This window comes from Streptomyces sp. NPDC057565 (assembly GCF_042801455.1).
GTDB classification, from domain to species: Bacteria; Actinomycetota; Actinomycetes; order Streptomycetales; family Streptomycetaceae; genus Streptomyces; species Streptomyces yanii.
On the sequence record NZ_JBHVFU010000050.1, the window covers coordinates 1 to 26,160 of the forward strand.

Below are 26,160 nucleotides of genomic sequence, written 5' to 3' on the forward strand. Positions count from 1 at the left end.
AGCGTCAGGTCATCAGCGAAGTGCCGGTCACCAGTGGCATCGGGCACATACTTCACACAGACAACGATCCTCAAGCTCACGCCGGCTCTCCTACTGCATCGTCATTTCTGGGCTGCCTTGATGCACGCAGCATAGGCGCCTGATGGGACGGATTCCGGTCGGGGCGACCGATGCTCCGAGCGAAATATTACTCGTCAGTACACCCAGTACGTTACCCATAAGCAAGCGCTTTGCACTGTGACCTAGCCGACGCCCGGCGCCCATGCGCCACCTGGGATCTCTCAGTCCCGCAACGCCGTGAAGCGACCCTGGTGATAGAGAAGCGGGCGGCCGCCCCCGGCCGGATCGCCGACGACGGCCTCCGCTATCACGATCCGGTGGTCCCCCGCCGGGATCCGCGCCACCACGCGGCAGACCAGCCACGCAAGCACCCCGTCGAGCAGCGGGACACCTTCCGGCCCACTGCGCCAATAGGTGGACGGACCGAACCGGTCGGCGCCGCTGCGCGCGAATGTGGCGGCCAGGTCCTGCTGGTGCTCACCCAGTATGTGAACGCCGATGTGCTCCGCCTCCGCCACGACCGGCCAGCTGGAGGACGAGGTCCCCACGCCGAAGGAGATGAGCGGCGGCTCGGCGGCGACGGAGTTCAGGGAGGTCGCGGTGAAGCCGACCGGCCGGTCACCGGCGGCAGTGATCACCGCAACACCGGCGGCATGCTGCCGGAAGACGGAGCGCAGGAGATCGGGGGAAGCCGTGCGGGCGTTGGAGAGCTCGGGCGAAGCCGTCATGGAGATGTCCTTCTGCGAGGGAGGCGTACGGGGCCGTGGGTGCTCAGGCACCCGGACAGCGCGCACTCGCGTTGCGGGCGAGGTCCACGTGGACCCGGCCGTAGAGAAGGAGTTCCGGCGGCATAGCGTCAGACTGACGATGCGTGGTGGGTGCAGTCAAGAGGGTTCCGCAATGTGGGAGATGCATCACGGTCCGTTACATCGCGTGCCCCAGCGCGGCGACAACATCGACGGTTCGGGGCTGCCCGACCGCTCGGCGGACGATCCGGCCGGTCGCATCGAGAACCAGCACCGTCGGCGTGCGGCTGATGTCGAGCTCGCGTACGAGAGTGAGATGCGCCTCGGCGTCGATTTCGACGTGGGCGACACCGTCGACCATTCCGGCCACCTCGCCGAGGGTGCGGCGGGTGGCCCGGCAGGGCTGGCAGAAGGCGCTCGAGAACTGCACGAGGGTGGCCCGCTCCCCCAATTCCGCGCCGAGTTGGGCCGCATCCAGCCTGTTCGCACGTGCCTGCCCGTCCACCGTCCGCCTCCTGTCAGAGCCCCTCGCAAGGGGTCAGCACCGTCGGGCGCAAAGTCATTCCCGCCGACTCCACGTGACGAGAATCTCGCGCCCCGCGCCCGCCGAGACTGGCCACCGCGGCGGACATGGGGCACGATCGGCGCAATGCCGAAAACCTACGGCTGCGTAACTTCCGCCGGGAGAACCCTCCCCAGGCGCTGAAGAAGGGTCTTCTCCAGATGGCAGAACTCGTCTATCGGCCGGTCATCGGCGCCGCTCGCACCATGTTCAAGGCGCTGGACCTGAAGATCGACACTCAGGGTTCGGAGCACATCCCGAAGACCGGCGGTGCGGTACTGGTCAGCAACCACATCAGCTATCTCGACTTCATCTTCACCGGGCTCGCGGCGCTGCCGCAGAAGCGGCTGGTCCGCTTCATGGCGAAGGAATCGGTCTTCCGGCACAAGGTCTCCGGTCCGCTGATGCGCGGCATGAAGCACATCCCGGTCGACCGGAAGCAGGGCGAGGACGCGTATGCCCACGCGCTCGCCTCACTGCGCTCCGGCGAGATCATCGGCGTCTTCCCCGAGGCGACCATTTCGCAGTCGTTCACGCTGAAGAGCTTCAAGTCGGGCGCGGCCCGACTGGCCCAGGAGGCCGGCGTCCCGCTGATCCCGATGGCCCTGTGGGGCACGCAACGGATCTGGACCAAGGGGCGGCCGCGCAACTTCAAGCGCAGCCACACCCCGGTGACGATCCGGGTGGGTGCGCCGGTGGAGGCCCCCACCGACCAGTACGCGGGTGCGATCACCCGACGTCTGCGGGAAGGGGTGCAGGAGCTCCTCGAAGCGGCGCAGCGCGCCTACCCGGTGCGGCCGAGGGACGCGAGCGACACCTGGTGGGTGCCCGCGCACCTCGGCGGTACGGCTCCGACGCCCGCCGAGGTGCGCGAGGCCCGCTGACCGGGCCCGTTCACCACCACGGCTGAAACGTCACTCCGGGGCGCGAACGGTGATCCGCGCTCCGGGGCTCACCCTCTGCAGCGTCTCGGCGAGTTCGGCGCCCGCGGCTTCGAGCCCGCGGATCGTCATCGGCCGACCGGGACCGGATGGGCGACGCTGATCGCGTCGTAGGCGTCGGCCAGCAGATTGATCCGCGGCAGTCCGGCCTCGGTGACGGCGCGCCCGGCGAGCGCCTCGGCGGAGTTGCGGGTACGGGACGGCTCGGCGCCGAAGGCCGCGTACGCGTCCTGCCGGGCGGCGACGTGGGGGCCTCGTGCGGGCCCTGCCGTCGCTCCGTTCGACGAGCCGTCGGACGGCATCGTCCAGCAGGGCCGAACTGTCCTCACTGCTCGTCCCGTCGACCAGCCCGCGCGCCTCGACGGCGAGGTGGGTGAAGCCGGGCGCAAGGGTGCGCACGTCGTCGGAAACGGTGAGCGTCAGGGTCATCTGCCACCCTGCCTCTGGACGGGTCAGAGCGCGGTCGGAAGCGTCCGCCACAGGTGCGTGCGGTCCTCGGCGGTCTGCAGGGCGCGCAGAACCGCCGGATGCGGTGCCGCATAGAGTACTGGATAGTCCACTCCATTGGACTCCGGCCCGATGGGCCAGGCCAGCCGTTCCTCGTCGAGCGAGAACTGGGCGTCGACACCCTGCTTGTTGCCGCGCGGGTCCTGGCGGTCCCAGCGATCCCGGCCCGGCAGGCGCACGGCGATCAGCCCGTGCAGGACGTCCGGATCTCCGTTCTCGTCGTCGAAGCCCTGGTAGCAGAGGGCCGTCGGGATGCCTGCCGCGCGCAGCAGGGCCGCCAGCGCGTGGGACTTGGAATGACAGATGCCGTTACGGGTGGCGAGGACGTCCGAGGCGCGCCAGCTGACCCTGGGATCACCCGAGTCGGCGGAGTGCGGAATGGCGTCGCGGACGAACTCATAGGCCGCGAGCGCGTATGAGTATGCGTCGGCGCCATCGACGCGAAGGCGATCGACGGTCTGCCGTACGAGCGGATGCTCGTGGTCGATGGCCACATCGGCGGCGAGATAGGCGGCCAGGTCTGGGGTTTGCTGCGTCAGCTCCATGCGTGCAGAGCGTACGGAAGCGGCCGACCGGAAAGCAATGGCTTTCCGGTCGGCCGCATATTCATGCGAAGCGTGATGCTACTTGGCCATCTCTTCCTTCAGCGCGAGGACGAACGCGTCCACGTCGTCCTCCGTGGTGTCGAAGGAGCACATCCAGCGCACATCGCCGGCGGTCTCGTCCCAGAAGTAGAAACGGAAGCGCTTCTGGAGCCGCTCGCTCACGTCGTGCGGCAGACGCGCGAAGACGGCGTTCGCCTGGACCGGGTAGAGGATCTCCACGCCGTCCACCGCCCGGACACCCTCCGCGAGCCGCTGGGCCATGGCGTTGGCGTGCCGGGCGTTGCGCAGCCACAGGTCACCGGCGAGCAGCGCCTCCAGCTGCACCGACACGAAACGCATCTTCGATGCCAGCTGCATCGACAGCTTCCGCAGATGCTTCATGGCCCGTACGGCATCGGGGTTCAGGACGACGACGGCCTCACCGAAGAGGGCCCCGTTCTTGGTGCCGCCGAACGAGAGGACGTCGACGCCGACCTCGCTGGTGAAGGTACGCACAGGGACGCCCAGCGACGCCGCGGCGTTGGCGATCCGCGCCCCGTCGAGGTGAACCTTCATGCCGCGCTCGTGGGAGTGCTCACAGATGGCGCGGATCTCATCGGGCGTGTAGACGGTGCCGAGCTCGGTGTTCTGAGTGATCGACACGACCTGGGGCATGGCGCGGTGCTCGTCGTCCCAGCCGTACGCCTGCCGGTCGATGAGCTCGGGGGTGAGCTTGCCGTCCGGGGTCGGCACGGTGAGCAGCTTGAGGCCGCCCACGCGCTCCGGGGCGCCGCCCTCGTCCACGTTGATGTGCGCGGACTCGGCGCAGATGACCGCGCCCCAGCGATCGGTCATCGCCTGCAGCGAGACGACATTCGCCCCGGTGCCGTTGAAGACCGGGAACGCCTCGGCGGTCGGGCCGAAGTGCCCCTTGACGATCTGCTGGAGGTTCTCGGTGTAGTCGTCCTCGCCGTAGGCGATCTGGTGACCGCCGTTGGCGAGGGCGATGGCCGCGAGGATCTCCGGGTGGGCGCCCGCGTAGTTGTCACTGGCGAATCCACGTATCTGCGGATCGTGGTGACGTCGCGCGTCGGTCCTTATGGTTGCGGGGTCAGCCACAGACGCTTTCCGTTCACTTCGGAGGCGGGCTTGGACCAGACGCCGGCGATGGCCTCGGCCAGCTCCTTGACGTCGGTGAAGCCCGCGAACTTCGCATTCGGGCGCTCGGCGCGCATCGCGTCGTGCACCAGTGCCTTGACGATCAGGATCGCAGCCGCTGTCTTCGGCCCTTCCTCGCCCCCCGCCTTGCGGAAGGCGTCCGCGAGCGCGAGGGTCCAGGCCTCGGCGGCCGCCTTCGACGCGGCATAGGCGGCGTTGCCCTCGGTGGGCTTGCTCGCACCGGCCGCGCTGATCAGCAGGTAGCGGCCGCGGTCGCTGCGCTGGAGCCCTCCCTGGAAGGCCAGCGAGGTGTGCTGAACCGTGCGGATCAGCAGCTTCTCCAGGAGATCCCAGTCGGCGAGGTCGGTCTCGGCGAAGGTGGCGCTACCGCGCCAGCCGCCGACCAGGTGGACCAGGCCGTCGATCCGGCCGAACTCCCTCTCGGTCTTGTCCGCCCATTCCCGGGCGGCGGCGAGGTCGAGCAGATCGACGGTGTCGCCGGTGACGGTGGCGCCGCCGTGGGCGTACCGTGCGGCGTCGACGGCCTCCGCCAGGCGGGTGGCATCCGCGTCCGAGGCGACGACGATCGCGCCGGCCTCGGCGAGCCTGAGCAGCGTCGCCCGGCCGGCCGGTCCGGCGGCTCCGGCAACGGCGATCACCGCGCCTTCCAGCGCGCCGTTCCCATTGCCCGTGCTGTTTGCGTTCATGGTCACCGCCTCCTTGGAACGAGCGCTCACGCGGCTGCCTGCTCGGCGTCCGCCGCGGTGATCCCCCTGGTGGAGGCAATCACATTCTTCAGCTTCTTGGCGAGCGCCTCATAGAACATGCTCAGCGGAAACTCGTCCGGAAGCACGTCGTCCACGAGCTTGCGAGGCGGCTGCGAGAGGTCCAGGGCGTCCGGACCCTTGGCCCAGCGGGAGCCGGGGTGCGGGGCCAGGTAGGTCGAGACCAGGTCGTACGCGGCGAACCAGTGGACCAGCTTGGGGCGGTCGATGCCGTCGCGGTAGAGCTTCTCGATCTCGCCGCAGAGCTGGTTGGTGACCTGCGGAGCCCTGTCCCAGTCGATCTTCAGGGTGTTGTCGGTCCAGCGGATCACATCGTGCTTGTGGAGGTACGCGAACAGCAGCTGGCCGCCGAGACCGTCGTAGTTGCGGACCCGCTCGCCGGTGACCGGGAAGCGGAACATCCGGTCGAACAGCACGGCGTACTGCACGTCACGGCCCTGCGGGAAGCCGTCGGCCTCCAGCTTCACGGCCTCCTTGAAGGCGGTGAGGTCGCAGCGCAGCTCCTCCAGTCCGTACATCCAGAACGGCTGCCGCTGCTTGATCATGAACGGGTCGAACGGCAGGTCACCGTGGCTGTGGGTGCGGTCGTGGACCATGTCCCAGAGCACGAATGCCTGCTCGCAGCGCTGCTGGTCGCCGACCATCTCGCGGATGTCCTCGGGCAGCTCCACGCCGAGGAGCTCGACGGAGGCCTCGGTGACGCGGCGGAAGCGGGCGGCCTCACGGTCGCAGAAGATGCCGCCCCAGCTGAAGCGCTCGGGGGCCTCGCGCACGGCGATCGTCTCCGGGAAGAGCACCGCGGAGTTGGTGTCGTAACCGGAGGTGAAGTCCTCGAAGGTGATGCCGCAGAAGAGCGGGTTGTCGTAGCGCGTGGCTTCGAGCTCGGCGAGCCATTCGGGCCAGACCATCCGCAGGACGACCGCTTCGAGATTGCGGTCCGGGTTGCCGTTCTGCGTGTACATCGCGAAGACGACCAGGTGCTGCAGACCGTCGGTGCGGTTCTTGGCGGGCTGGAAGGCGAGCAGCGAGTCCAGGAAGTCCGGCACACCGAAGCCGTCCGCCGCCCAGCGGCGCAGGTCCACGACGAGGGCGCGGTGGTACGCGGCATCGTGCGGGAGCAGCGGGGAAAGCTCTTCGATCGCGGCGATCACGCGTTCCAGCATCACCAGGACGGTGGCAGGCGAGGGGGCGCCTTCGGCGTCGAAGTCGATCGAACCGTCCTTCGCCTGCCAGGGCCGGATCTCCTCCACGGCATCCCTGAGCGCGGGCCAGGCAGGCTGCTCGACCACCCGCTGGGCAGTAGCTATCGCGCCGACCTCGGCGTCGTGCACAAGAATTTCCGTCATCACACTTCCTCCACGGGAGAACCTCGCGTCAAGCAACCGTATCCATGTGTGGTTCTTCGAGACAAGTGAGCCTCAGAAAATTATCCTGCCGACCCCCACTGTGACCGTGATTCTTCCTGTCACATTCCGCTTGCGCGACTCCTTCCGTCGGTTCCGGGGGACACCGGACCGCCGACCACACATCCGGGCGTTCCGGCCGTGCAGGGCGCGCCCACGTACGGGTGACACAGCTCGCCGGGCACCGGCGCTACCGGTAGGACGGGTGTCAGCCGCCTCCCCCTACCCCTCCGGAGACCACCGCGTGACTATCCGTGCCGTCCTTGTCGCAACCGTCATCACCGGATTCCTGCCCGGTGTCGCCGAAGTCCCGGGACACGGCGCCATTCACCCTCGCGTCACCGGCGCTCTCCCGGGTCCGGACCACTAGGCTGCCGAGTTGCCGTAAGCCGAGTGCCGAAGTGCCGCGTGGGCAGGAGCAGCACGCGGGGAGACGCCGTCGACGGAAGCGAGATTGCCTTGACTTTTCTCACCATCGGTCATCGCGGGGTGATGGGTGTCGAGCCGGAGAACACCCTGCGGTCGTTCGTCCACGCCGAGCAGGCCGGCATGGACGTCATCGAACTTGACCTTCATCTGAGCAAGGACGGCGCACTCGCCGTCATGCACGACGCCGAGGTGGACCGGACGACCGACGGCACGGGCCCGATCGCCGAGAAGACCCTTGCCGAGCTGCGGGAACTCGATGCCGGGCAGGGCGAACGGGTGCCCGTCTTCGAGCAGGTGCTCGACGCCGTGCGCTCCCCCTTGCAGGCGGAGATCAAGGATGCGGCCGCAGCCCGGGCGCTGGCCGAGGTGATGCGGCGGCGCGATCTCGTCGACCGGGTCGAGGTGTCGTCGTTCCACGACGAGGCGGTCGCCGAGATCGCTCAACTGGTGCCGGGGGTACGGACCGTGCTCATCGCCAGCCGGTGGAAGAGCGATGTGGTGGACCGGGCGAAGGCGGTGGGCGCGGCAACGCTCGCGCTGAACATCCGCCGTCTCACGCTGGAGGTCGTCGAGCAGGCCCACGCCGAGGGGGTGAAGGTCATCGGCTGGGTGGTGAACACCCAGGATCATCTGCGTCTGGTGCGCGCCCTGGGGCTGGACGGCGCGACCACCGACTTCCCGGAGATCCGCCGCGCCGGCCGCTTCACCGCGTAGGTACAGGGAGGGCTAGCCCTCCTTCAGGTCCTTGATCAGCAGTTCGAAGGCGAGATCGTCGCGCTGGGGGACGCCGAAGCGCTCGTCGCCGTACGGGAACGGGCTCAGTTCTCCCGTACGGCGGTAGCCGCGGCGCTCGTACCAGGCGATCAGTTCCTCACGCACCGAGATCACGGTCATGTGCATCTCGGCGGCGCCCCAGCTCTCCCGGACGGTGCGTTCGGCCTCGGCGATGATCAGCTTGCCGAGGCCGCCGCCCTGCAGCTCGGGGCGGACCGCGAACATCCCGAAGTAGGCGGCTTCCCCGCGGTGTTCGAGCTGGCAGCAGGCGATCAGCTCGCTGTCCCGCTCCACCACGAGCAGTCGGCTGCCGGGTGCCTCGACCACCGCGCGGACCCCGTCGGGGTCGGTCCGCTGCCCCTGCAGGATGTCCGCCTCGGTGGTCCACCCCGCGCGGCTCGAGTCGCCCCGGTACGCCGACTCGATCAGCGTCACGAGCGCGGGCACATCGGCGTCCGCCGCGTCGCGGAAGGTCAGCTGTCCCGGGTCGCGGGGCGGGGCAGTGTCCATGGTGAGGCTCTCCGTTTCTCTGCTGGGCCGTGCCGCAGCAGAGTAGCTCGCCGGTCCGCACCTAATGTCTCGACCATGGTTCATGTGCTGAGCAGTCGGGTCCTGTTGAGCCCTACCGACCCCGAGCGGTCACGGACGTTCTACGGAGAGTCCCTCGGGCTACCGGTGTACCGGGAGTTCGGAACCGGCCCCGAGCGCGGGACGGTGTACTTCCTGGGCGGCGGCTTCCTGGAGGTCTCCGGGCGTTCCGTCGCGCCGCCCTCACCCGGGCTGCGGCTGTGGCTGCAGGTCGCGGACGTCCGGGCGGCGTATGAGGAACTGTCGGCCCGGGGCGTCGAGGTGGAACGGCCACCGGTGCGCGAGCCGTGGGGGCTCGTGGAGATGTGGATCTCCGATCCGGACGGCGTGCGGATCGCGGTCGTCGAAGTGCCGGAGGACCATCCGCTGCGATTCCGGCCCTGAGGGCAGCGGCCCGCGACGGCGCGCAAGTGACCACACCCCTCTGAGGGTTTCTTCCACGCGCTCCCCTCGTACATCAGTGCGCCGCGTACGACCTGCCGGGCCGGGGCATCGACTAGTCGACACCGACGTCGTACGTCCTGGGGAGGTGCGCTGTGCACGGACCGGCGATGTCCGGCTGGCTGCTGATGGCGCTGTGCGGGGTCACGGGCGCGTACTGCCTGCTGCGGATGCGCAGCGGGACGGAGGAGGAGCGCAGAACGGCGCGCGCCGAGGCGGTCATGGGCTTCGGCATGGCCGCGATGGCGGCGCCCGCCACGGTCTTCCCGCCGCCCGTGTGGGGATGGGCTGTGTATGTGGTGCTCTTCGGCGCGGCCGCATTGCGCGGCCTCTGGTTCACCCGCCGCAGGGGGCACCATCTGCACCATCTGGTCGGCTCACTGGCCATGGTCTACATGGCGTTGGTGATGGCGCCGGGCAGTGGCGCGGCAGCGCACGGTGCGGGCGGTGCGGGCGGTGCGCACGGTGGACATCAGATGACGCAGGTCGCCGGTGGCGTGCCGCTGCTGACGGGGATGCTGCTCGTCTATTACGCGGCCTATGTGTTGCGGTCCGGGACGCGGCTGATTCCGGTCGCCGCCGCGGGTCCGGCCGAGGGGCCGATCGGAGGCGGCTGGGGCGCACGCCCGGAGCTGGCACTGGCCTGCCGGTTGACGATGGGGATCGCCATGTTCGCGATGCTGCTCACGCTGTGAGACAGGGAGTGCGATCGACCGTGGCGTACATCACTTGCCGAGCGCAGCCATACCCGCGGGTACCACACCACTCATAGGCTGACGTCATGTTGGTCTCCCTCGTGCTGCTGCTGCTCGGTGCACTGGCCGCCGTCGTGACCCCGCGGCTGATGGCGCGGGCCGAGTGGCCCGAGCGCGAGCCCGTGGTGGCGCTGTGGGTGTGGCAGTGCGTGGTGGCCGGGGTACTGCTGTCCTTCGGACTCTCCATGACGTTCAGCGCGGCCGCAGCCTGGCAGGCGGTGCGCGGGCAGGTGTTCGCACCCGCACCGCACGACGTGGTGGAGGCGTACGCGCTGGCCGCGTACGGGCCGTGGTCCGCCGTCATGGCCGTTCTCCTGGCGCTGGGTGGTATCTGGAGCGCGGCGATGCTGACGCGGGAGATCCGCCGGGCGCAGGTGCGGCGCAGGCGGCGCCGGGCCGAACTGCTGGTCCGTTCCCCGTTGATGCCCGGCGAGGAGCCCGGGACCGGCCGGCTCGTGGTGCTGGAGGGTGAGCGCCCCGACGCCTGGTGGCTGCCCGGAGCAGCACCTCAACTGGTCATCACCACTGCGGCCCTTGGACGACTGAAGGGCCGTCAGCTGGATGCGGTGCTGGCCCATGAGCAGGGGCACGCGCAGGCGCGGCACGACTGGCTGCTGCACTGCTCCGCAGCGCTGGCGAACGGGTTCCCCCAGGTGCCGGTGTTCGCCGCTTTCCGCGACGAGATGCACCGGCTCGTCGAACTGGCAGCGGACGATGTGGCGTCACGGCGCTTCGGGCGGCTGACGATCGCTCTCGCCCTGGTCGAACTGAACGAGGAGCGGGGCGTGTTCGGTCCCTGCCCGACACCGGACGCGGAGCTGCCACTGCGCGTGAACCGGCTGCTGTCCCCCGTCGAGCGGCTCACCGCGGGGCGTCGGCTGCGGCTGACCGCGGCGGCTGCCCTGGTGCCGGTGGTGCCGCTTCTGGTGGCATTCGTGCCGGGACTCAGCGCGCTGGGATAGCCGGTGGCGTGGTCCGTCCGCAAGGATCACCCCATGCACTCCCCGGTCCCGCCCCCTCCCCCCTCCCCGCCGAGCCGCTCGCCTGTTCTCGGAGCCGGCATCGTGTGCGGATGCCTCGCCCTGATGCTCCTGGTCCTGGTCGCCCTGCGCTGGTCCCCTCTGATGTCGCTGGACCGTACGGTCGCCGACGCGCTGCACCGGCGGGCGGTGGCGGAGCCGGGCCTCGTGCACATCAACCGGATTCTGACCGACTGGGTGTGGGACCCCTGGACGATGCGCGTCCTGATCGCGGTCGCCGTGGTGATGCTGTGGTGGCGCGGAGCCCGGATGCTCGCGGGGTGGGTGGCGGCGACGAGTCTGTTCGCCACCCTGCTGCAGCAGGGGCTGAAGTCCGCGGTCGGCCGGGAGCGCCCTCAGTGGCCGAACCCCGTGGACTCCGCCCACTACGCGGCGTTCCCGTCCGGTCACGCCATGACGGCGGTGGTGAGCTGTGGTCTGCTGCTGTGGCTGCTGCACCGGCACGGCGTGCGGCGTCGGGTGTGGCACGTCGCACTCGCGGTGGCGTGGGTCTCGGTGATCGGCGTGGGCGTGACCCGGCTCTATCTGGGGGTGCACTGGATGACCGATGTGCTGGGGGGCTGGCTGCTGGGTGCGACGGTGGTCGCGTTCTCGATCGCCGGGTTCGCCCGGTACGAGGGACGGCAACGGGTTACCTTGCCGCAACGCTCCTGAACCGGCAAGGATCGGACCCATGGTGATCAAGGGTGTGCTCTTCGACTTCTCCGGGACCCTCTTCTGCATCGAACCCGTCCGGTCCTGGCTTTCGGCGGTCCTCGCCGAGCGGGACATGACCGTGAGCGATGCCGACTTCGAGCGGTACGTGGCGGACCTGACGGCCGCCGGGGCGTTGCCGGGCGGCCCGGTGCCGCAGCGCGTTCCCGACCGGCTTGCCGCGGCGTGGGCCACGCGCGACGAGAGTGCGGAACGGCACCGTGAGGTGTACACGGGGCTGGCCCGCCAGGTCGCCCTGCCGGATCCGGGGCTGTACGAGGCGCTCTACGACCGGCACATGTCGCCGACGGCGTGGCGGCCGTACCCGGACGCGGCGGAGGTGCTGGGGGCGCTGCGTGCGGGCGGGATCCGGGTCGGCGTGGTCAGCAACGTCGGCTGGGACCTGCGGCCGATCTTCCGCGCCCATGGTCTCGACGCCTTGGTCGACGCCTATGTCCTGTCGTACGAGCACGGGATCCAGAAGCCGGACCCACATCTTTTTCACACCGCCTGCACACTTATCGGCCAGGATCCGAAAGATGTGGTGATGGTGGGTGACGATCGACACGCGGATGGCGGAGCGGCAGCACTGGGGTGTGACGTGCGCTTCGTCGAGCATCTGCCGGTGGAGGAACGGCCGGGCGGGCTACGGGCGCTCGGGCTCATTCCGTGATCCCGAGGAGGGACATGTGAGAGATGTCCCTGACGCCCAATGGGTCCGATTGTCACACCAGGGCCTTAGCCTGGAGGCATGTCCCGTTATCCGCAGCCTGGAGGCATGTCCCGTTATCCGCGCTCAGCCGATTCCGTGCGTTCCGCCGCAGTGGTGAACGAAGAGATTCGCGACCTGTGGCAGCGTTCCGACGGATGCCTGTCCCCGGACGACGAGGAGGAGTACCAGCGACTCCTCGTGGAGTGGGCCGCAGTGACCGGCGGGAGCACGAAGTCTGCCGCCTAAGCGGTATGGGGCGGTATGCCGCTCCCCGTCCGAATCGGCCATTCCCTGTGCGGCGCCCTCCCGCGCGTCGCACCCTGACTCCTGCCCCGATCGTGATTTTCGGCGGGCGACGTGTCACCACGCAGCGTGACGGGCGTGTCCAGATCCTGGAGCTCGCCCACTCGGATCACGACGTGATCGTGTTCCTGGAGGCTGCCGGGCTCGACGATCCCGAGCGGATTCTCGACAGCCCCGACTCGGTCGAGTGGCGGGGTGGCCGGGCCCACCAGTACGAAACCGCGTAGGAACGGCCGATTCCGGCGATCCCCCGCGCTGCCGGAACCAGGCAGCCACCCCGCACGACCTGGCCCGTCGGGTATCGGTCGGGGGTTGCGCCGATGAGGGGCGGCATGAACCGGTCAACGCAGGGGTTCAGCGCAGCGGTCCATGAGGCCCTGCACCACGCCCCGCTGCCGCGCCCCGCCGGGCGAGGATCCGCCCGGCGGGGCGCGGCGTGAGCGCACGGGTCCGGCGAGACCCGCACAGCCGGATCAGTTGTCGAAGTAATCCGGCTGCGTCTGCACATTGAGCTCCGGCATCCGTACGCGCTTCGCCGGGTCGGTCCGCCGGTCGTCGAGCTTCAGGACGTCGAAGCCCTTGGCGATGTCGTTGGAGTAGATGTATCCGTTGTAGTAGTACGCCGACCAGGGGCCGGCCGTGGTGACGGCGTTCAGGTTCACGGGACCGCGCTCGAAGAACGCGATCTCCTTGGGCGCCGAGGAGTCGGTGAAGTCCCATACCGAGACTCCGCCCTGGTACCAGGCCTGGACCATCAGGTCGCGGCCCTTGACCGGGATGATCGAACCGTTGTGGGCGACGCAGACCTCAGTGGCGGCCTGCGGGCGGTCGATCTTGAAGTAGCTGCGGAAGACCAGCTTGCGGTGGTCGCCCTTGCCGACGATGTCGTAGATGCCGTCGGCGCCGCGCTTCGGCCCGATCTCCTTGTTGCAGGTGGCCGCGCCGCCGCCGCCGAGCTCATCGGTGAAGACGACCTTGTCCGCCTTCTGGTTGAACGTCGCCGAGTGCCAGAACGCGAAGTTCACATTGTCCTGAACCCGGTCGATGATCTTCGGGTTCTCCGGGTCCTCGATGGAGAACAGCAGGCCGTCCCCCATGCAGGCACCGGCGGCCAGGTCCTTCGACGGCAGCACCGTGATGTCGTGGCAGCCGGTCGTCTTCGAGACACCGGGGTTGGTGGGCGCGCCCGGGTTGCCGCCGTCCGGGAAGAGCACCGGGAAGTTCACGACCGCGGCCTTCTCGGGCGCCTTGCGTGGCACCTTGATGACGGAGATCCCGTCGTGCGGCGGCTGGCAGTCCGGGAACGCCTCGTTCGGCGAGTACGAGGAGACGTATATGTATACGCTGCTGCCCTTCGGAACCAGCGTGTGGGTGTGCGAGCCGCAGGCGGTCTCGACGGCGGCGACGTACTTCGGGTTGCGCTTGTCGCTGATGTCGAAGATCTTCATGCCCTCCCAGGAGGACTTCTCCGTGGCGGGCTGGGTGGTGCTGGCACACGAGTTGTCGTTGCGCGAGGAGTCGGTGGACAGGAACAGCAGGTTCCCGGAGACCGAGACGTCGTTCTGGGATCCGGGGCAGAGCACCTGGGCGACGGTCTGCGGAGAACTCGGGTTGCTGATGTCGTAGATCCGGAAGCCGTCGTAATTTCCGGCGAATGCGTACTTCCCCTGGAAGGCCAGGTCCGTGTTGAGACCCTTGAGTGCGTCCTTCGGGACGTTGGCCAGCGGGGTGATGTTGTCGCTGTGGACGATCTCGTCCACGCCGGGTATCTCGCCGTCCTCGATGGCGGCCGTGGCGGCGGCCTCCTGGCTTGCGGAGAGCCCGGTGCGGGCCGCGGGTGAATCACCGGGGTCGGGCGTTGCGACCGCCGGTCCGGCCGTCAGCAGAGTGGCGAAGAGTCCGGCGGCGGCTGCCGCCACACCCAGACGTCTGCGCCGCACTCGGGTGGTGTGCAACGAAGTCACTGCGTCCTCCCCTGTACCAAAGCGTGGTTGAACGGTTGACTGACCCCGGCAGTATCGTCCTTCCCATGGGCATCTCAACAGATGGCAACAGGAACGTAATGAAAGTTATCGACCCCTGAGGTCGCGGATGTGCGCCAAATGATCCAATACGACCCCATGTGGCATTGGAGGAAGCCTTGTTGATATTCCGTCAGGTCGCGCATGTGCACAGATTCGTAGTCGTCGCTGCCGTGGCGACCGCCGTACTCTCCCTCGCCGCGTGCGATGCGGGCGGAGGCGGCCATGACGCCAACGCGCGTGCAGGAGGCGGCCCTTCGGTCGTGGCACCGGGGAAGCCCGGAGAGCCCGCGCAGACCCTGTCCGTCGAGGAGGCCGCGAAGGCCGCCGGGACCGACACCCCCAACTCGGCCGATTTCCGCTATGTGCAGATGATGATCCAGCACCACGCCCAGGCACTGGAGTTGACCGCCCTGGTGCCGTCCCGTTCCTCGTCCGCCTCGGTCAAGCGCATTGCCGAGCGCATCTCCGCGGCGCAGAAGCCGGAGATCGGTGCCATGGAGGGATGGCTCACACATAACGGCGGCGAGAAGAACACGGGCGGTCACGACCACGCCGGGATGCCCGGCATGGCGACGGAGACGCAGCTGAAGCAGTTGCGGGCGGCCGAGGGCAAGGCCTTCGACAAGCTGTTCCTGCAGCTGATGATCACCCACCACCAGGGAGCGATCACGATGGCGACCGAGGCCCTCTCGGAGGGGAACAACGTTCAGGTCGAGGAGATGGCGGGCGATGTGATCGCCCAGCAGACGGTCGAGATCGACCGGATGCGCGCACTGTCCTCCTGACGCGCCGCGCGGCCGCACCTCTCCCCTGCCCCGCCGACCGGTGGGATGCTGGAGTCACCCTCCGGGAAGAGGTGCACCGTGCTCCGTGTCGCCGTCGTCGGCTCCGGCCCCAGCGGGGTCTACACCGCTCAGTCTCTGGTCGAGCAGTCCCGGGTGCCCGATGTCCGGGTGGACGTGCTGGACCGGCTGCCCTGCCCGTACGGCCTCGTGCGGTACGGCGTCGCCCCCGACCACGAGAAGATCAAGTCGCTCCAGAACAGTCTGCGGACCGTCCTGGAGCACGAGCGGATCACCTTCCTCGGCCATGTCCAGGTGGGCGGGGACGGGCTGCCACCCGAGCGGCTGAGCGAGCTCTACCAAGCGGTGGTCTACTGCGTCGGGGCGGCGACCGACCGCGGGCTCGGCATTCCCGGCGAGGATCTGCCCGGCAGCCACTCGGCGACCGAGTTCGTCTCCTGGTACAGCGCACACCCCGATGCGGCTGCCGACAGCTTTGCGTTGCAGGCCCGTTCAGCCGTGGTGATCGGGGTCGGCAATGTGGCGGTCGACGTGGCGCGGATCCTCTCGCGCGGCGCCGAGGAGCTGCGGCCCACCGACGTGCCCCACCCGGCGCTCGGCGCGCTGGCCGGCAGCCGGGTGCGCGAGGTGCACATGGCGGGCAGGCGGGGACCGTCGCAGGCCAGGTTCACCACCAAGGAGCTGCGTGAGCTGGGTGGGCTGCCCGGGGCGCGGGTCGTGGTGGACGGGGCGGAGCTTGCCCGCGATCCGGCGTACGCCCCCGTCGGGGCGCCGGCGGATTCACCGGTGCCGCTGCCGGCGGTGGTGCGGCGCAATATCGAGGTGCTGCGCGGGTGGGCCGATGCCCCTGCCACCGGGCCCGACCCGATGCGCACGATCCACCTGCGGTTCTTTCTGCGGCCCGTCGAGCTCCTCGAACGGAACGGGCGGGTCGCCGGGGTCCGGTTCGCACGTACCGCGCCGGACGGCAGCGGAGGCATACAGGACACCGGTGTGTACGAGGAGATCGACGCCCAGCTCGTCCTGCGGGCCGTCGGCTATCGCGGGCTGCCGCTGCCCGGTCTGCCCTTCGATCCGGCCCGCGGTACCGTGCCCCACCTGGCGGGGCGGGTGCTGCGGGACGGCGTGCCGTCACCCGGGGAGTATGTCGCGGGGTGGATCAAGCGGGGGCCGACCGGAGTGATCGGCTCGAACCGGCCATGCGCCAAGGAGACGGTCGCGTCACTGCTGGACGATGCGCCGCTGCTCGAGGGGCGGCCCTCGGCCCCCGATCCGGTGGCCGCGATGCGGGCGTGGGGGCTACGGCCGGTGGAATGGGACGGGTGGCTGTCGATCGAGCGGGCTGAGGCGGCCCTCGGGCAGTCGCTCGGCCGAGGGCCGGTGAAGATCCCGGACTGGACGGGGCTCCTGGAGGCCGCACACGGCGACCGTCGCTGAACCGCTCCGGGTGGCGTCAGTCTTCGCCGAGCCGGTCCGCCTGCTGGTTCGCGGCGGCGAGAATCGCGTCGAGCAGTCCCGGGAAGAGCGTGTCCAGATCGTCGCGGCGGAGCCCGTTCATCTTGGCGGTGCCCCGGTAGGTCTGACTGACGATGCCGCTCTCGCGCAGCACCCGGAAGTGGTGCGTGGTCGTGGACTTGGACACCGGCAGTTCGATACGGGAGCACGTGAGCTCGTCCTCGGCGGCGGCCAGCTCACGGACCACCTGCAGCCGCATCGGGTCGGAGAGCGCGTGGAGCACCGCCTCGATACGGATCTCCTCGCGTGCGGGGTGGGCGAGCACACGGGCCCCGACGCCCGGGTCCGCGGTGACACGAACGGCGGCGGCGCTGGTGGCGGTCACGGTGACTCCCCTTACGTCGTTTCGGACGGGCACCTCATGATACGAGACCCATCGTACTTTGCCGTATGGCTGACGCATCACGACAGCTTCCGCCCTGTACAGCACCCGGTGTGGCCGTCCCCCCTGACACGAGATCCACGACGGCGCGAACGCGGTTCCGTTCCGGAAGCCGGTCAGCCGCTGAGCAGGTCCGGCCTCTCGGCCAGCGAGGCGAGATGCCCGGCCGGGTCGGCGATCAGTTTGCGGGCCGTCAGGTCGAGCATGCCTGCCACGCCCGTCACCTCCGCCGCGACCGTGCCGTCCTCCTTGAGAATCCTCTGCACGACCTCGAAGGTCTTCCCCTCGCCGTACACGAACCGGCACGTCACCCGGACGCGCTCGCCGCCGCGCAGCTCCCGCCGGAACTTCACCATGGCTTCCAACGCGACCGGTCCCACCCCGCCGGCCAGCAGCTTCTCCTGCGGCAGCCCTGCAGCTCGCAGCAGCTCCCACCGGGCGTGCTCGGCGTACTGCAGATAGACGGCCTGGTTCAGATGCCCCTGTGTGTCGAGCTCATAGCCGCGCACGGTCACGTCAACGAAGAAGGTCATGGTCGCCGCAACATCACCGCACAATCCGCCATTCCCCCACCCGGCGCACTTTCACGCCAACTTCCGTGCACACGCCGCACGTACACGAGCGGCGTCGGCCGAACCAGCCGGGCCGACGTGGTGGAGCGGTCCGGTCCGCAAAGGTGCGACATCCGCCGACCGGACCGCTTGTCAGGGCCGGGACCTGGCAAGGTGCGGGAACCTGAACTCGGTGCGGCTGTGCGCGGCCTCGCCGGGGCGCAGCACCGTGCTGGGGTGGTCCGGGCGGTTCGGGGAGTCGGGCAGGTGCTGGGTCTCCAGGCAGATGGAGCTGTGCCGGTCGTGGCGTCGGCCGGCGGGTCCGCTGAGCGAGCCGTCGAGCTGGTTGGCGGTGTAGACCTGGATGCCGGGCTCGGTGGTCCAGACTTCCATGATCCGTGCCGCGTCGGGGGCGGTGAGCCGGGCGGCCCGCCGGAGGTCTTCCGCGGGTACGGGCTCGCGCACGATCCAGCAGTGGTCGAAGCCGCCCGCCGTGCGCAGCTGTTCGTCCGGCAGCGCGATCCGCTCCCCGAGGGTGCGCGGAGCGGTGAGGTCGAAGGGCGTGCCGCGAACGTCGGCGGCGGGGCCCTGCGGGATGCCGTCCTCGTCGACGGGGAGATAGCGGTCGGCGTCCACCTGCAGTGTGTGACCGAGGATGTCGTCGTCGGCGGTGAGATTGAAGTAGGCGTGGTTGGTGAGGTTGACGACCGTGGGGCGGTCGGTGACCGCCCGGTAGTCGAGTGCCAGGGTGCCCCGGGTGTCGAGGGTGTATGTCACGGTGACGTCGAGCGCTCCGGGGAACCCCATGTCGCCGTCGGGGCTGTGCAGGGTGAGCCGGAGGACCGCGGCGTCCTCGGTGATGTGCCCGGTGGCCTGCCAGAGTCTGGTGTGGAAGCCGTCGGGGCCTCCGTGCAGGGCGTGGCCGCGATCGGTGGCGGGGATGTGGTGGGTGGTCCCGTCCAGGGTGAAAGCGCCATGGGCGATGCGGTTGGCGAAGCGGCCGATGAGAGCGCCGAAGAAAGGGTTCTTCCCGGTGTAGTCGTCAAGGCCTGCCAGGGACCGGACGACCGGTCCGGCGGCTCCCGCGGTGTCCGGCACGGTCAGGCTGTGCAGGATGCCGCCGTAGGTGAGGATCTCGGCCCGGACGCCCGTGCCGGAGTCGAGTGTCCAGACCTCGACGTCGGTACGGGGGTGGGCGGCGCCGAACGGCTGGTGGTGCACGGTGGGGGTGGGCATCGGAGATCCTTGGGGGGTGCGGAGGGCCGGACAGGACGTGCGCGGGGCATACCCCTGAGCTCCTCTAAGGCATGTCCGGCTGTTCGGCGGGCGGCCGGGGCGCGGTCGATTCGCGGACGACCAGACGGTAGCCGGGACGGGGCCGCCGGGGTTCGGGCACCGGACTGCCGGAGAGCCGTTCGACGAGGCTGTCGACGGCGAGCCGGGCGATGGCTTCCTTGTCCGGGGCGATGGTGGTGAGCGTGGCGGCTCCGTAGAGGCTCTCCTCGATGTCGTCGAAGCCGACGACGGCGACGTCCTCGGGGATTCTCAGTCCGCGTTCGAAGAGCGTACGCATGGCGCCGATGGCGATGAGGTCGTTGTACGCGAAGACGGCGTCGGGCCGTTCACCGCGGTCGAGGAGGGCCGCCATGGCGACGGCCCCGTCCTCGCGTCCGTACCCGTCGGTGACCACGACCAGTGACTCATCGGGTTCGAGGCCCGCGGCGACGAGTTCCTCGCGCCAGCCACGGAGCCGCAGATGGGCGGGCTGCCGTTCGCGTCCGGTGCGGGAGCCGAGGAACGCGATCCGGCGGTGCCCGAGGTCGATGAGATGGCGTACGGCTTCGCGGGAGGCCGCCACATTGTCGATGGCGATGTGGTCGTAGGGCGCCTCGTACTCCCGCTCGCCGAGCAGGACCAGTGGCGCGGTCTCGCTGCGCGCCATCAGGTCCTCGGTCTCCAGATGGATGGGGCTGAGGATGAGACCGTCGATGACATGGGACCGAAAGCCCTGGCTGACCAGGAGTTCCTTCTCCCGGAGTCCGCCGGTGTGGTCGACGAGCACCGTGTAGTCGTGCCGGGCGGCCGCGTCGACGACCGCGCCGGCCAGTTCGGCGAAGTACGGGTTGCCGAACTCGGGCACGGCAAGGGCGATGATGCCGGTGCGCCCCTTGCGCAGATGGCGTGCGGTGAGGTTCGGCCGGTAGCCGAGCTCGTCGATGGCCTGCTGCACCTTGGCGCGCATCTTGGGTGTGACGTGCTGATAGTTGTTCACCACGTTCGACACGGTCTTGATGGACACGCCCGCCCGTTGCGCAACGTCCTTGAGGCTGACGCCCACGGCACTCCCTGACTCGACTCGGCGCGCGGTGTCGCGCATGGGATCGGCTTGCTTCGGACCGGGACCGGCGGACCCGGGCCCGGCAGGTTCAGGTGGTTCTGCGGCTGCGCGCCAGATAGCGCTGTGCCACGACGACAACGATAAGGAACCCGCCGCTGACCACCGACTGGTAGGAGGAGTTCAGCGAGCCGATCTGGTTGATCAGATTCTGGATGACGGCGAGCAGCAGGACGCCCCAGAGCGTGCCGCTGATCGATCCGGCGCCGCCGATGAGGAGCGTGCCGCCGATGACGACGGCGGAGATGGCGTCGAGTTCCATGCCCACGCCGATGATCGTGACGCCGGAGGACAGTCTGGCAGCGTTGAGTGCCCCGGCGAGTCCGGCGAGCAGGCCGCTGAGCGTATACACGAGGATCTTCGTCCGGACGACGGGGAGACCCATCAGGGTGGCCGCGTCGCTGCTGCCGCCGACGGCGAAGAGCGTCTGTCCGAACGAGGTGCGCTGCAGAAGAAGTCCGCCGCCCCCGAACAGGACCAGGGCGATCAGGATCGGGTACCCGAATCCCCAGATGCTGCCCTGCCCGAGTTCGGCGAAGGCGGAGCCCTTGGGCACGAGGTAGGTGGTGGCGCCCTCGTCGGTGAAGGCGAGGAGGATGCCCCGGGCGGCGAGCAGGGTGGCGAGTGTGACGATGAACGGTGCCATCCCGGCGCGGGCGATCAGGAGTCCGTTGAGCAGGCCGATCGCCGCGCACACGACGAGCGGTACCAGCAGTGCGGGCAGGAGGCCCCACTGCGAGGCCCAGGCGGCGAGCACTCCGCCGAGGGCGAAGACGGATCCGACGGACAGGTCGATACCGCCGGTGATGATGACCATGGTCATGCCGAGGGCGACCACGGCGAGGAAGGACGCCTGCACGGTCACCCCACGGGCGTTGTCCAAGGTGGCGAATGTGGGGTAGACGAATGAGGCGACGATCACGACGGTGAGCAGGACGGCCAGGACGCCCTGGCGCTGCCCGAGCTCGGCGAGTCGCTGCCCGGCTGTGGGCTCGGCGCCGGACGCCGGGCGGGGCGCGCCGCCACCGGCCGGGGTGGCGGACTTCCGCGGCGCCTGTGCCGGGGATGCGGGGGCTGAGGTGGTTTCGTTCATCGGGACCGACGCTCCCGGGCGACGTAGACGGCGGCGAGGATGATGGCCGCCTGGGCGATCTGTGCGGTGGAGTCAGGCAGGTCGTGCTTGACGAGGGTGGCCCGCAGCAGCTGCATCAGCAGGGCGCCGGCGACGGTGCCGAGCACGCGGATGGAGCCGCCGTTCAGCGGGGTGCCACCGACCACGACCGCCGTGATGGCGGAGAGTTCCATGAGAGTGCCGAGCGAGGAGGGGTCGCTGGCGGTGAGCCTGGCGGTGGCGAGAATGCCGGCGAGAGCGGCCAGCACTCCGCAGAGCACGTACACGCCGATCAGTACGCGCCGGACAGGCAGCCCGGCGAGGGCGGCGGCGGACCGGTTGCCCCCGACGGCCACGATCTGCCGGCCGAAGGTGGTGCGCTGCACGAGGAACGCGACGGCAACGGCGAGCACCGCGGCGATCAGTACGACCAGCGGGATGCCGAGGAAGGATCCGGTGCCGAGCGAGAGCAGGTCGGGGTTGACGATCTGCTTCAGCCGGCCGTCGGCCATGACGAGGGCGAGGCCCCGGCCGCCGACGAACAGGGCGAGCGTGGCGACGATCGGCTGCAGCCCGATCAGTGAGACGAGGGTGCCGTTGACGGCTCCGACGACCACGCCGGCAAGCAGCGCGACGAGGAGCGCGGGCACGAGCCCGTATCCGAGGTAGAGCGGGAGAAGGGCCGCGGCGAGCGCCATGGTCGAGCCGACGGACAGGTCGACGCCTTCGGTGCCGATGACGAGGGCCATGCCCAGGGCGACGATGACGACGGGGGCGACCTGGACCAACTGCGTACGGAGGTTGTCCGCGGTCATGAAGTGTTCGGTGAACAGGGCGTTGAAGACCAGCAGCACGGCGACGGCCGCGTACACGCCGTACTCCTGGTACCAGGCGGGGTTGCGCAGCCGGGCGAGTGGGCGGGCGGGCGAAGGGAGTGTGGCCTGGGTGGTCATCGGGGGTCCTCCTCAGCGGCCGGGCCGTTCCCTCGGGGCGCCGGTGAATGGTCGGCGAGCACTTCGAGCAGTTGGCTCTCACCGACGTCGTCGCCCGCCAGTTCGCCCGCGACCGATCCGCCGCGCAGGACGACGATCCGGTCGGCGCCCTCGATGAGTTCCTCGATGTCGGAGGAGATGAGGAGGACGGCCAGTCCCTCGCGGGCGAGGTCGTCGATGAGGCTCTGGACCTCGGCCTTGGCGCCGACATCGATACCGCGCGTCGGTTCGTCGAGAAGGAGGACCTTGGGCTCCAGACAGAGCCAGCGGGCCAGCAGCACCTTCTGCTGGTTGCCGCCGGAGAGCTCGCCGACCTTCTGCTCGGGGCTCGCCGCCTTGATCCGCAGCCGCTTCATGAAGATGTCGACGATGCGGTCCTGCTTGCTGCGGGAGACGACACCGGCGCGGGAGAGGCGGGGCATGGCAGCGAGCACGATGTTCTCGCGTACGGACAGACCGGGGACGATCCCCTCGGCCTTGCGGTCCTCGGGAAGCAGACTGATGCCCGCGCGGATCGCACCGGCCGAGGTGACCCTGCGCAGGCGGCGCCCGCCGACAGTGAGTTCGCCCGCGTCCATACTCAGCGCACCGGCCAGGGCCTTCGCCGTCTCGCTGCGGCCGGAGCCGAGGAGACCGCCGAGACCGAGCACTTCACCGGCGTACAACGACAGGGATATGTCCTGGAGTTGGTGATGGCGGGAGAGTCCGGTCGCGGTGAGTACGGGGGTGCGGGCCGCGTCGTGTCCCTCGGCGGTGAAGCCGGTCGTGCCGTTGCGGCGGACTTCGGCGAGATCGCGGCCGAGCATCATCGAGACGAGCTGCATCCGGTCGAGATCGCCGAGGTCGCCGGTGTGGATGTGGCGGCCGTCGCGGAGCACGGTGACGCGGTCGCAGATCCGGTAGAGCTCGTCCATGCGGTGGCTGACGTAGAGGACGGCGATTCCCTGGCCGCGCAGGTTCTCGATGACCCGGAAGAGGGTCTCGACCTCGCGCGGTTCGAGCGAGGAGGTGGGTTCGTCCATGACGACGACCCGGGCATTGACGGAGACGGCGCGGGCCAGCGCGACCATCTGCTGGGTGCCGACGCCGAGCGTGTGCAGGGGGCGACGGGGATCCACGCGCACGCCGAATCCGTCCAGCAGGTCGGCCGCTTCGCGGTGCATCCGGCCGAAGTCGATGAGGCCGAGGCGGTTCTTCGGTTCGCGACCGAGGAAGATGTTGCGCGCCACGCTCATCAGCGGGACGAGGTTCACCTCCTGGTAGATCGTGGAGATCCCGGCCTGCTGGGCCTCGAACGGCCGGGCGAACCGGACCTGTTGACCGGACATCCGCAGCTCGCCCTCGTCGGGGCGGTACACGCCGGTCAGCACCTTGATCAGGGTGGACTTGCCGGCGCCGTTCTCCCCCACCAGTGCGTGGGTCTCCCCCGCGCGCAGGGAGAAGGAGACGTCGTCGAGAGCGACGACGCCCGGGAACCGCTTGCTCACCGAGCGGGCTTCGAGAACGCTGTCGGCCACGGCCGGGGCGGTCGCCCCCGGTGCCTGCGGTGCTGCTTCGGGTGGTGCCATGAGTCTTGGCCTTCCGCTGTTCCAGGGGTGTGGGCCCGGGGCCGCCGTGGCGAGTGGGAGCGCCACGGCGGCGGTGAACCTGAAGGGTCGGTACGGAAGTCCGACGGCTCAGTACGCTCCGCCGAGCGAGGCCTTGGCGTTGGTCTCGTCGTAGGCGCGGTCGGAGATGATCACGTTCTCGGGGATCTCCTCGCCGCCGTAGAACTTCTCCGCTGTGGCGAAGGCCAGCGGCCCGAAGCGCGGGTTCGACTCGATGACCGCGTTGTACTCGCCGTCGGCCAGTGCCTGCACCGCGTTGCGGGTACCGTCGATCGACACGACCTTGACGTCCTTGCCGGGCTTCTTCCCGGCCGCCTTCAGCGCGGTGACGGCGCCGAGTCCCATCTCGTCGTTCTCCGCGTAGACCGCGGTGATGTCGGGCTTGGACTGGATCAGCTGCTCCATCACCTGCTGCCCCTTGTCCCGGGCGAACTCACCGGTCTGCTGGGCGACGATCTTCAGATCGGGGGCCTTCTCCTTGATCCGGTCGACGAAGCCCGTAGTGCGGTCGGTGGTGACGTTGTTGCCCGACGCGCCGAGCAGGATGGCGACCTTGCCCTTGCCGCCGGTCGTCTTGATCATGGCGTCCGCGGCGCGCTTGCCCTGCTCCACGAAGTCGGAGCCGAGGAACGCCACATAGTCCTTGCAGGCGGTGGAGTTGACCTTGCGGTCGATGGTGAGGACCGGAACCTTCTTCGCCGCGGCCGCCTTGAACGCCGGCTCCAGACCGTCGGAGTTCAGCGGCGCGACGATGAGGAACTGGGCGCCCTGGGACAGCATGTCCTGGATGTCGCTGATCTGCTTGGAGAGCTGCGACTGCGCGTTCGTGGTGAGCAGCTTCTTCACACCGACCTTGGCGGCCTCGTCCTTGATGGACTGGGTCTCCGCGATACGGAACGGGTTGGCCTCCTTCTCCGACTGGGAGAAGCCGACCACCGCGTCCTTCAGGTCCAGCTTCGGTGCGCCGTAGGTCTGCAGCGAGCAGCCGGGTCCCGAGCCGGCCTCGGGGGTCTTGGCGGCCTGGGCGCCCTGGCTGCTGTCGCCGCCGGCGTTGTTCGTGGTCTCCGACTTGGAGCAGCCGGAGGCGGCCAGCGTGGCGGTGGCGGCGAGCAGGCAGGCCGCGGCGAGGGTGCGGGATCGACGCTGGATCATCATGCGCGGGACGCTCCTTGGCAGGATGTCGGCACACCGGAAGGCGTGCGGTCGGGGCATGGCTGGACGATGAATCCACCGCACGGCGGCTGATGTCACGCATTCCTCACGACCCCGCTTCGAGCTGCACACACTGCTGCACACGTGCTGCTGAACCCGCGGTCGTGAGAGTCTGCGCGGCCTGTCGGCGGCTCGGTTTACAACGTTATATAGGCGGTGCGACACGGGCGGCAAGAGAGTTGTCGATGCGTTTCCAAATTTGTCGGCGACCACGCCGATGACTCCCAAGTCCGGCCTGTGGAGCGCGAATCGACGGTGTGACATCTCTGGACAGCCCTCGAACAGCGTGCTGCCGTACGGCCGGACGCCAAGTTTCCAACGCTGCGATGCAGTTGACGTCCGGGCTCTCACCCGGGGGTCCGCCCCGAGCTGGGCGGCCGGGAGGAGGCCCCGCATCGCGACCGCCACTCCGGCAAGGCCCTCGGCGTCGACGACATGTTCACTGCCGACAGCGCCCGCGTCGTCCAGTTCAGCGAGAACGGCACCGACGACCACCTCTGGCAAATGCCGGCTCGGTGATGTGACGGACCGCTCCCGACGACGGCCGGCCCGGCCTCGACGGAACACCGTCGGTGCCGGGCCGGCCACGGTCGTCAGGGCGGCTCGCTGTCGTGGAGGGCGCTCACCTCATCGGCGGGACCGGCCGGGACGGGAGGCAGGACGGGTTCTCGGTGCGCCGCGCGTCGCGGCTGACCACGGTCGCGAAATTGCCGGGCGTTCGTCCGGCGTCGCCCAGGCCGAAACGGTGCAGTTCCGGGTGGTATCGACGACGGGACCGGCTGTCTCGGCGTACTGTGCCCGGCCTTTGAACTTCAGTGCGGAGCCGTCCACGCCCGGCGTCCATGAGGCGCCTTCGGTGAGAGTGAGCGCACCGAGGCCGGGGCCCTGGTCGCTCGCCGTGGCGCCTTGCCCTCGTCGAGGCGCCGGTCGGCTCCACCCTTCACCTGCTCGCGGTCACCGGCAACCGCGACTGCGGCGATGACCTGCTCGTTGATCTGCCGCACCTTCTCCGAGAAGCGGTCTCGTGGGTCAATCAGGAACTGCCGTACCACGGGGCCGAGATCGCGTTGCTTCGCGACCTCCTCCG

28 protein-coding genes and 3 pseudogenes are annotated in these 26,160 nt (G+C 69.4%); 12 read left to right on the plus strand and 19 right to left on the minus strand.

From position 1 onward, the window contains the following. The 3 genes and pseudogenes from ACFU8W_RS40935 to ACFU8W_RS40945 all read right to left on the minus strand — a co-directional run. Positions 1-80, minus strand: a pseudogene (locus tag ACFU8W_RS40935) (electron transfer flavoprotein subunit beta); the annotation flags it as partial. Between the two features lie 201 nt (positions 81-281). Beyond that, on the minus strand, positions 282-788 hold the full coding sequence (locus tag ACFU8W_RS40940; RefSeq protein ID WP_384049050.1) for a flavin reductase family protein: 507 nt from the start codon (positions 786-788) through the stop codon (positions 282-284). Between the two features lie 196 nt (positions 789-984). Beyond that, a complete protein-coding gene (locus tag ACFU8W_RS40945; RefSeq protein ID WP_266988723.1) occupies positions 985-1,311 on the minus strand; it encodes a thioredoxin family protein in 327 nt (108 codons plus the stop codon). Positions 1,312-1,529: 218 nt separating this feature from the next. Between ACFU8W_RS40945 and ACFU8W_RS40950 the strand changes: the two genes are divergently transcribed. After that, the gene (locus ACFU8W_RS40950; RefSeq protein WP_384049157.1) at positions 1,530-2,252 is read left to right on the plus strand and encodes a lysophospholipid acyltransferase family protein; all 723 of its coding nucleotides are present in this window, start codon (positions 1,530-1,532) and stop codon (positions 2,250-2,252) included. A gap of 131 nt (positions 2,253-2,383) precedes the next feature. On the opposite strand, the pseudogene ACFU8W_RS40955 reads toward ACFU8W_RS40950, so the two are convergent. The 5 genes and pseudogenes from ACFU8W_RS40955 to ACFU8W_RS40975 form a co-directional block, all read right to left on the minus strand. Continuing rightward, positions 2,384-2,738: pseudogene (locus ACFU8W_RS40955) on the minus strand (cytoplasmic protein); the annotation flags it as partial. A gap of 23 nt (positions 2,739-2,761) precedes the next feature. Then, positions 2,762-3,361 carry a transglutaminase domain-containing protein gene (locus tag ACFU8W_RS40960; RefSeq protein ID WP_384049054.1) on the minus strand — a complete coding sequence of 200 codons (600 nt, stop codon included), beginning with the start codon at positions 3,359-3,361 and terminating at the stop codon, positions 2,762-2,764. A 78-nt stretch (positions 3,362-3,439) separates the two neighbouring features. Then, complete coding sequence (locus ACFU8W_RS40965; RefSeq protein WP_384049160.1) at positions 3,440-4,501, minus strand: threonine aldolase family protein; 1,062 nt, start codon at positions 4,499-4,501, stop codon at positions 3,440-3,442. After that, the gene (locus ACFU8W_RS40970) at positions 4,498-5,265 is read right to left on the minus strand and encodes an SDR family NAD(P)-dependent oxidoreductase (RefSeq protein ID WP_384049058.1); all 768 of its coding nucleotides are present in this window, start codon (positions 5,263-5,265) and stop codon (positions 4,498-4,500) included. Before ACFU8W_RS40970 ends, ACFU8W_RS40965 begins: the two co-directional genes overlap by 4 nt. Positions 5,266-5,291: 26 nt before the next feature. Then, a complete protein-coding gene (locus ACFU8W_RS40975) occupies positions 5,292-6,689 on the minus strand; it encodes a DUF6421 family protein (RefSeq protein ID WP_384049060.1) in 1,398 nt (465 codons plus the stop codon). 301 nt (positions 6,690-6,990) lie between these two features. Here ACFU8W_RS40975 and ACFU8W_RS40980 point away from each other — a divergent pair, with 301 nt between their 5' ends. Further along, positions 6,991-7,116 carry a hypothetical protein gene (locus tag ACFU8W_RS40980; RefSeq protein WP_384049063.1) on the plus strand — a complete coding sequence of 42 codons (126 nt, stop codon included), beginning with the start codon at positions 6,991-6,993 and terminating at the stop codon, positions 7,114-7,116. A gap of 122 nt (positions 7,117-7,238) precedes the next feature. Then, positions 7,239-7,889: a glycerophosphodiester phosphodiesterase gene (locus ACFU8W_RS40985; protein ID WP_384049163.1), complete on the plus strand. Its 651-nt coding sequence runs from the start codon at positions 7,239-7,241 to the stop codon at positions 7,887-7,889. 12 nt (positions 7,890-7,901) lie between these two features. Here the strand turns inward: ACFU8W_RS40985 and ACFU8W_RS40990 are convergent, their stop codons facing one another. Further along, positions 7,902-8,459 carry a GNAT family N-acetyltransferase gene (locus tag ACFU8W_RS40990; protein WP_384049066.1) on the minus strand — a complete coding sequence of 186 codons (558 nt, stop codon included), beginning with the start codon at positions 8,457-8,459 and terminating at the stop codon, positions 7,902-7,904. A 75-nt stretch (positions 8,460-8,534) separates the two neighbouring features. Here ACFU8W_RS40990 and ACFU8W_RS40995 point away from each other — a divergent pair, with 75 nt between their 5' ends. The 7 genes from ACFU8W_RS40995 to ACFU8W_RS41025 all read left to right on the plus strand — a co-directional run bounded on the left by ACFU8W_RS40995 (position 8,535) and on the right by ACFU8W_RS41025 (position 12,708). Next, positions 8,535-8,921, plus strand: coding sequence for a VOC family protein (locus tag ACFU8W_RS40995; RefSeq protein WP_384049069.1), 387 nt, complete (start codon positions 8,535-8,537; stop codon positions 8,919-8,921). Between the two features lie 152 nt (positions 8,922-9,073). Further along, positions 9,074-9,673 (plus strand): DUF5134 domain-containing protein, encoded by a 600-nt coding sequence (locus ACFU8W_RS41000; RefSeq protein WP_384049072.1) that lies wholly within the window; start codon positions 9,074-9,076, stop codon positions 9,671-9,673. A gap of 86 nt (positions 9,674-9,759) precedes the next feature. Then, positions 9,760-10,695 carry a M56 family metallopeptidase gene (locus ACFU8W_RS41005; protein ID WP_345511525.1) on the plus strand — a complete coding sequence of 312 codons (936 nt, stop codon included), beginning with the start codon at positions 9,760-9,762 and terminating at the stop codon, positions 10,693-10,695. Between the two features lie 33 nt (positions 10,696-10,728). Next, on the plus strand, positions 10,729-11,427 hold the full coding sequence (locus tag ACFU8W_RS41010; protein ID WP_384049075.1) for a phosphatase PAP2 family protein: 699 nt from the start codon (positions 10,729-10,731) through the stop codon (positions 11,425-11,427). 19 nt (positions 11,428-11,446) lie between these two features. Beyond that, positions 11,447-12,139 carry an HAD family hydrolase gene (locus ACFU8W_RS41015; RefSeq protein ID WP_384049078.1) on the plus strand — a complete coding sequence of 231 codons (693 nt, stop codon included), beginning with the start codon at positions 11,447-11,449 and terminating at the stop codon, positions 12,137-12,139. 105 nt (positions 12,140-12,244) lie between these two features. Then, positions 12,245-12,424: a hypothetical protein gene (locus tag ACFU8W_RS41020; protein ID WP_384049081.1), complete on the plus strand. Its 180-nt coding sequence runs from the start codon at positions 12,245-12,247 to the stop codon at positions 12,422-12,424. A gap of 74 nt (positions 12,425-12,498) precedes the next feature. Continuing rightward, on the plus strand, positions 12,499-12,708 hold the full coding sequence (locus tag ACFU8W_RS41025) for a hypothetical protein (protein WP_384049166.1): 210 nt from the start codon (positions 12,499-12,501) through the stop codon (positions 12,706-12,708). 246 nt (positions 12,709-12,954) lie between these two features. On the opposite strand, the gene ACFU8W_RS41030 is transcribed toward ACFU8W_RS41025, so the two are convergent. Next, a complete protein-coding gene (locus tag ACFU8W_RS41030; RefSeq protein WP_384049084.1) occupies positions 12,955-14,445 on the minus strand; it encodes an LVIVD repeat-containing protein in 1,491 nt (496 codons plus the stop codon). Between the two features lie 176 nt (positions 14,446-14,621). Between ACFU8W_RS41030 and ACFU8W_RS41035 the strand changes: the two genes are divergently transcribed. After that, entirely contained in the window at positions 14,622-15,290 is a 669-nt protein-coding gene (locus tag ACFU8W_RS41035; protein WP_384049086.1) for a DUF305 domain-containing protein, read from the plus strand. 78 nt (positions 15,291-15,368) lie between these two features. Next, a complete protein-coding gene (locus tag ACFU8W_RS41040) occupies positions 15,369-16,745 on the plus strand; it encodes an FAD-dependent oxidoreductase (protein WP_384049088.1) in 1,377 nt (458 codons plus the stop codon). A 16-nt stretch (positions 16,746-16,761) separates the two neighbouring features. Here ACFU8W_RS41040 and ACFU8W_RS41045 read toward each other — a convergent pair whose 3' ends face one another. The 9 genes and pseudogenes from ACFU8W_RS41045 to ACFU8W_RS41085 form a co-directional block, all read right to left on the minus strand. Continuing rightward, positions 16,762-17,148, minus strand: coding sequence for an ArsR/SmtB family transcription factor (locus ACFU8W_RS41045; protein ID WP_384049091.1), 387 nt, complete (start codon positions 17,146-17,148; stop codon positions 16,762-16,764). Between the two features lie 173 nt (positions 17,149-17,321). Next, on the minus strand, positions 17,322-17,738 hold the full coding sequence (locus tag ACFU8W_RS41050; protein WP_384049094.1) for an acyl-CoA thioesterase: 417 nt from the start codon (positions 17,736-17,738) through the stop codon (positions 17,322-17,324). A 171-nt stretch (positions 17,739-17,909) separates the two neighbouring features. Continuing rightward, positions 17,910-18,992, minus strand: coding sequence for an aldose epimerase family protein (locus ACFU8W_RS41055; RefSeq protein ID WP_384049097.1), 1,083 nt, complete (start codon positions 18,990-18,992; stop codon positions 17,910-17,912). 64 nt (positions 18,993-19,056) lie between these two features. Continuing rightward, a complete protein-coding gene (locus ACFU8W_RS41060; protein ID WP_345511540.1) occupies positions 19,057-20,094 on the minus strand; it encodes a LacI family DNA-binding transcriptional regulator in 1,038 nt (345 codons plus the stop codon). An 88-nt stretch (positions 20,095-20,182) separates the two neighbouring features. Then, a complete protein-coding gene (locus tag ACFU8W_RS41065; RefSeq protein WP_384049101.1) occupies positions 20,183-21,244 on the minus strand; it encodes an ABC transporter permease in 1,062 nt (353 codons plus the stop codon). Further along, entirely contained in the window at positions 21,241-22,215 is a 975-nt protein-coding gene (locus ACFU8W_RS41070) for an ABC transporter permease (protein WP_384049103.1), read from the minus strand. Before ACFU8W_RS41070 ends, ACFU8W_RS41065 begins: the two co-directional genes overlap by 4 nt. Then, a complete protein-coding gene (locus ACFU8W_RS41075; protein WP_384049106.1) occupies positions 22,212-23,822 on the minus strand; it encodes a sugar ABC transporter ATP-binding protein in 1,611 nt (536 codons plus the stop codon). Before ACFU8W_RS41075 ends, ACFU8W_RS41070 begins: the two co-directional genes overlap by 4 nt. Before the next feature lie 108 nt (positions 23,823-23,930). Further along, entirely contained in the window at positions 23,931-25,016 is a 1,086-nt protein-coding gene (locus ACFU8W_RS41080) for an ABC transporter substrate-binding protein (RefSeq protein ID WP_384049109.1), read from the minus strand. Positions 25,017-25,734: 718 nt separating this feature from the next. Then, positions 25,735-26,119, minus strand: a pseudogene (locus ACFU8W_RS41085) (glycoside hydrolase family 2); the annotation flags it as partial. Positions 26,120-26,160: the final 41 nt, after the last annotated feature.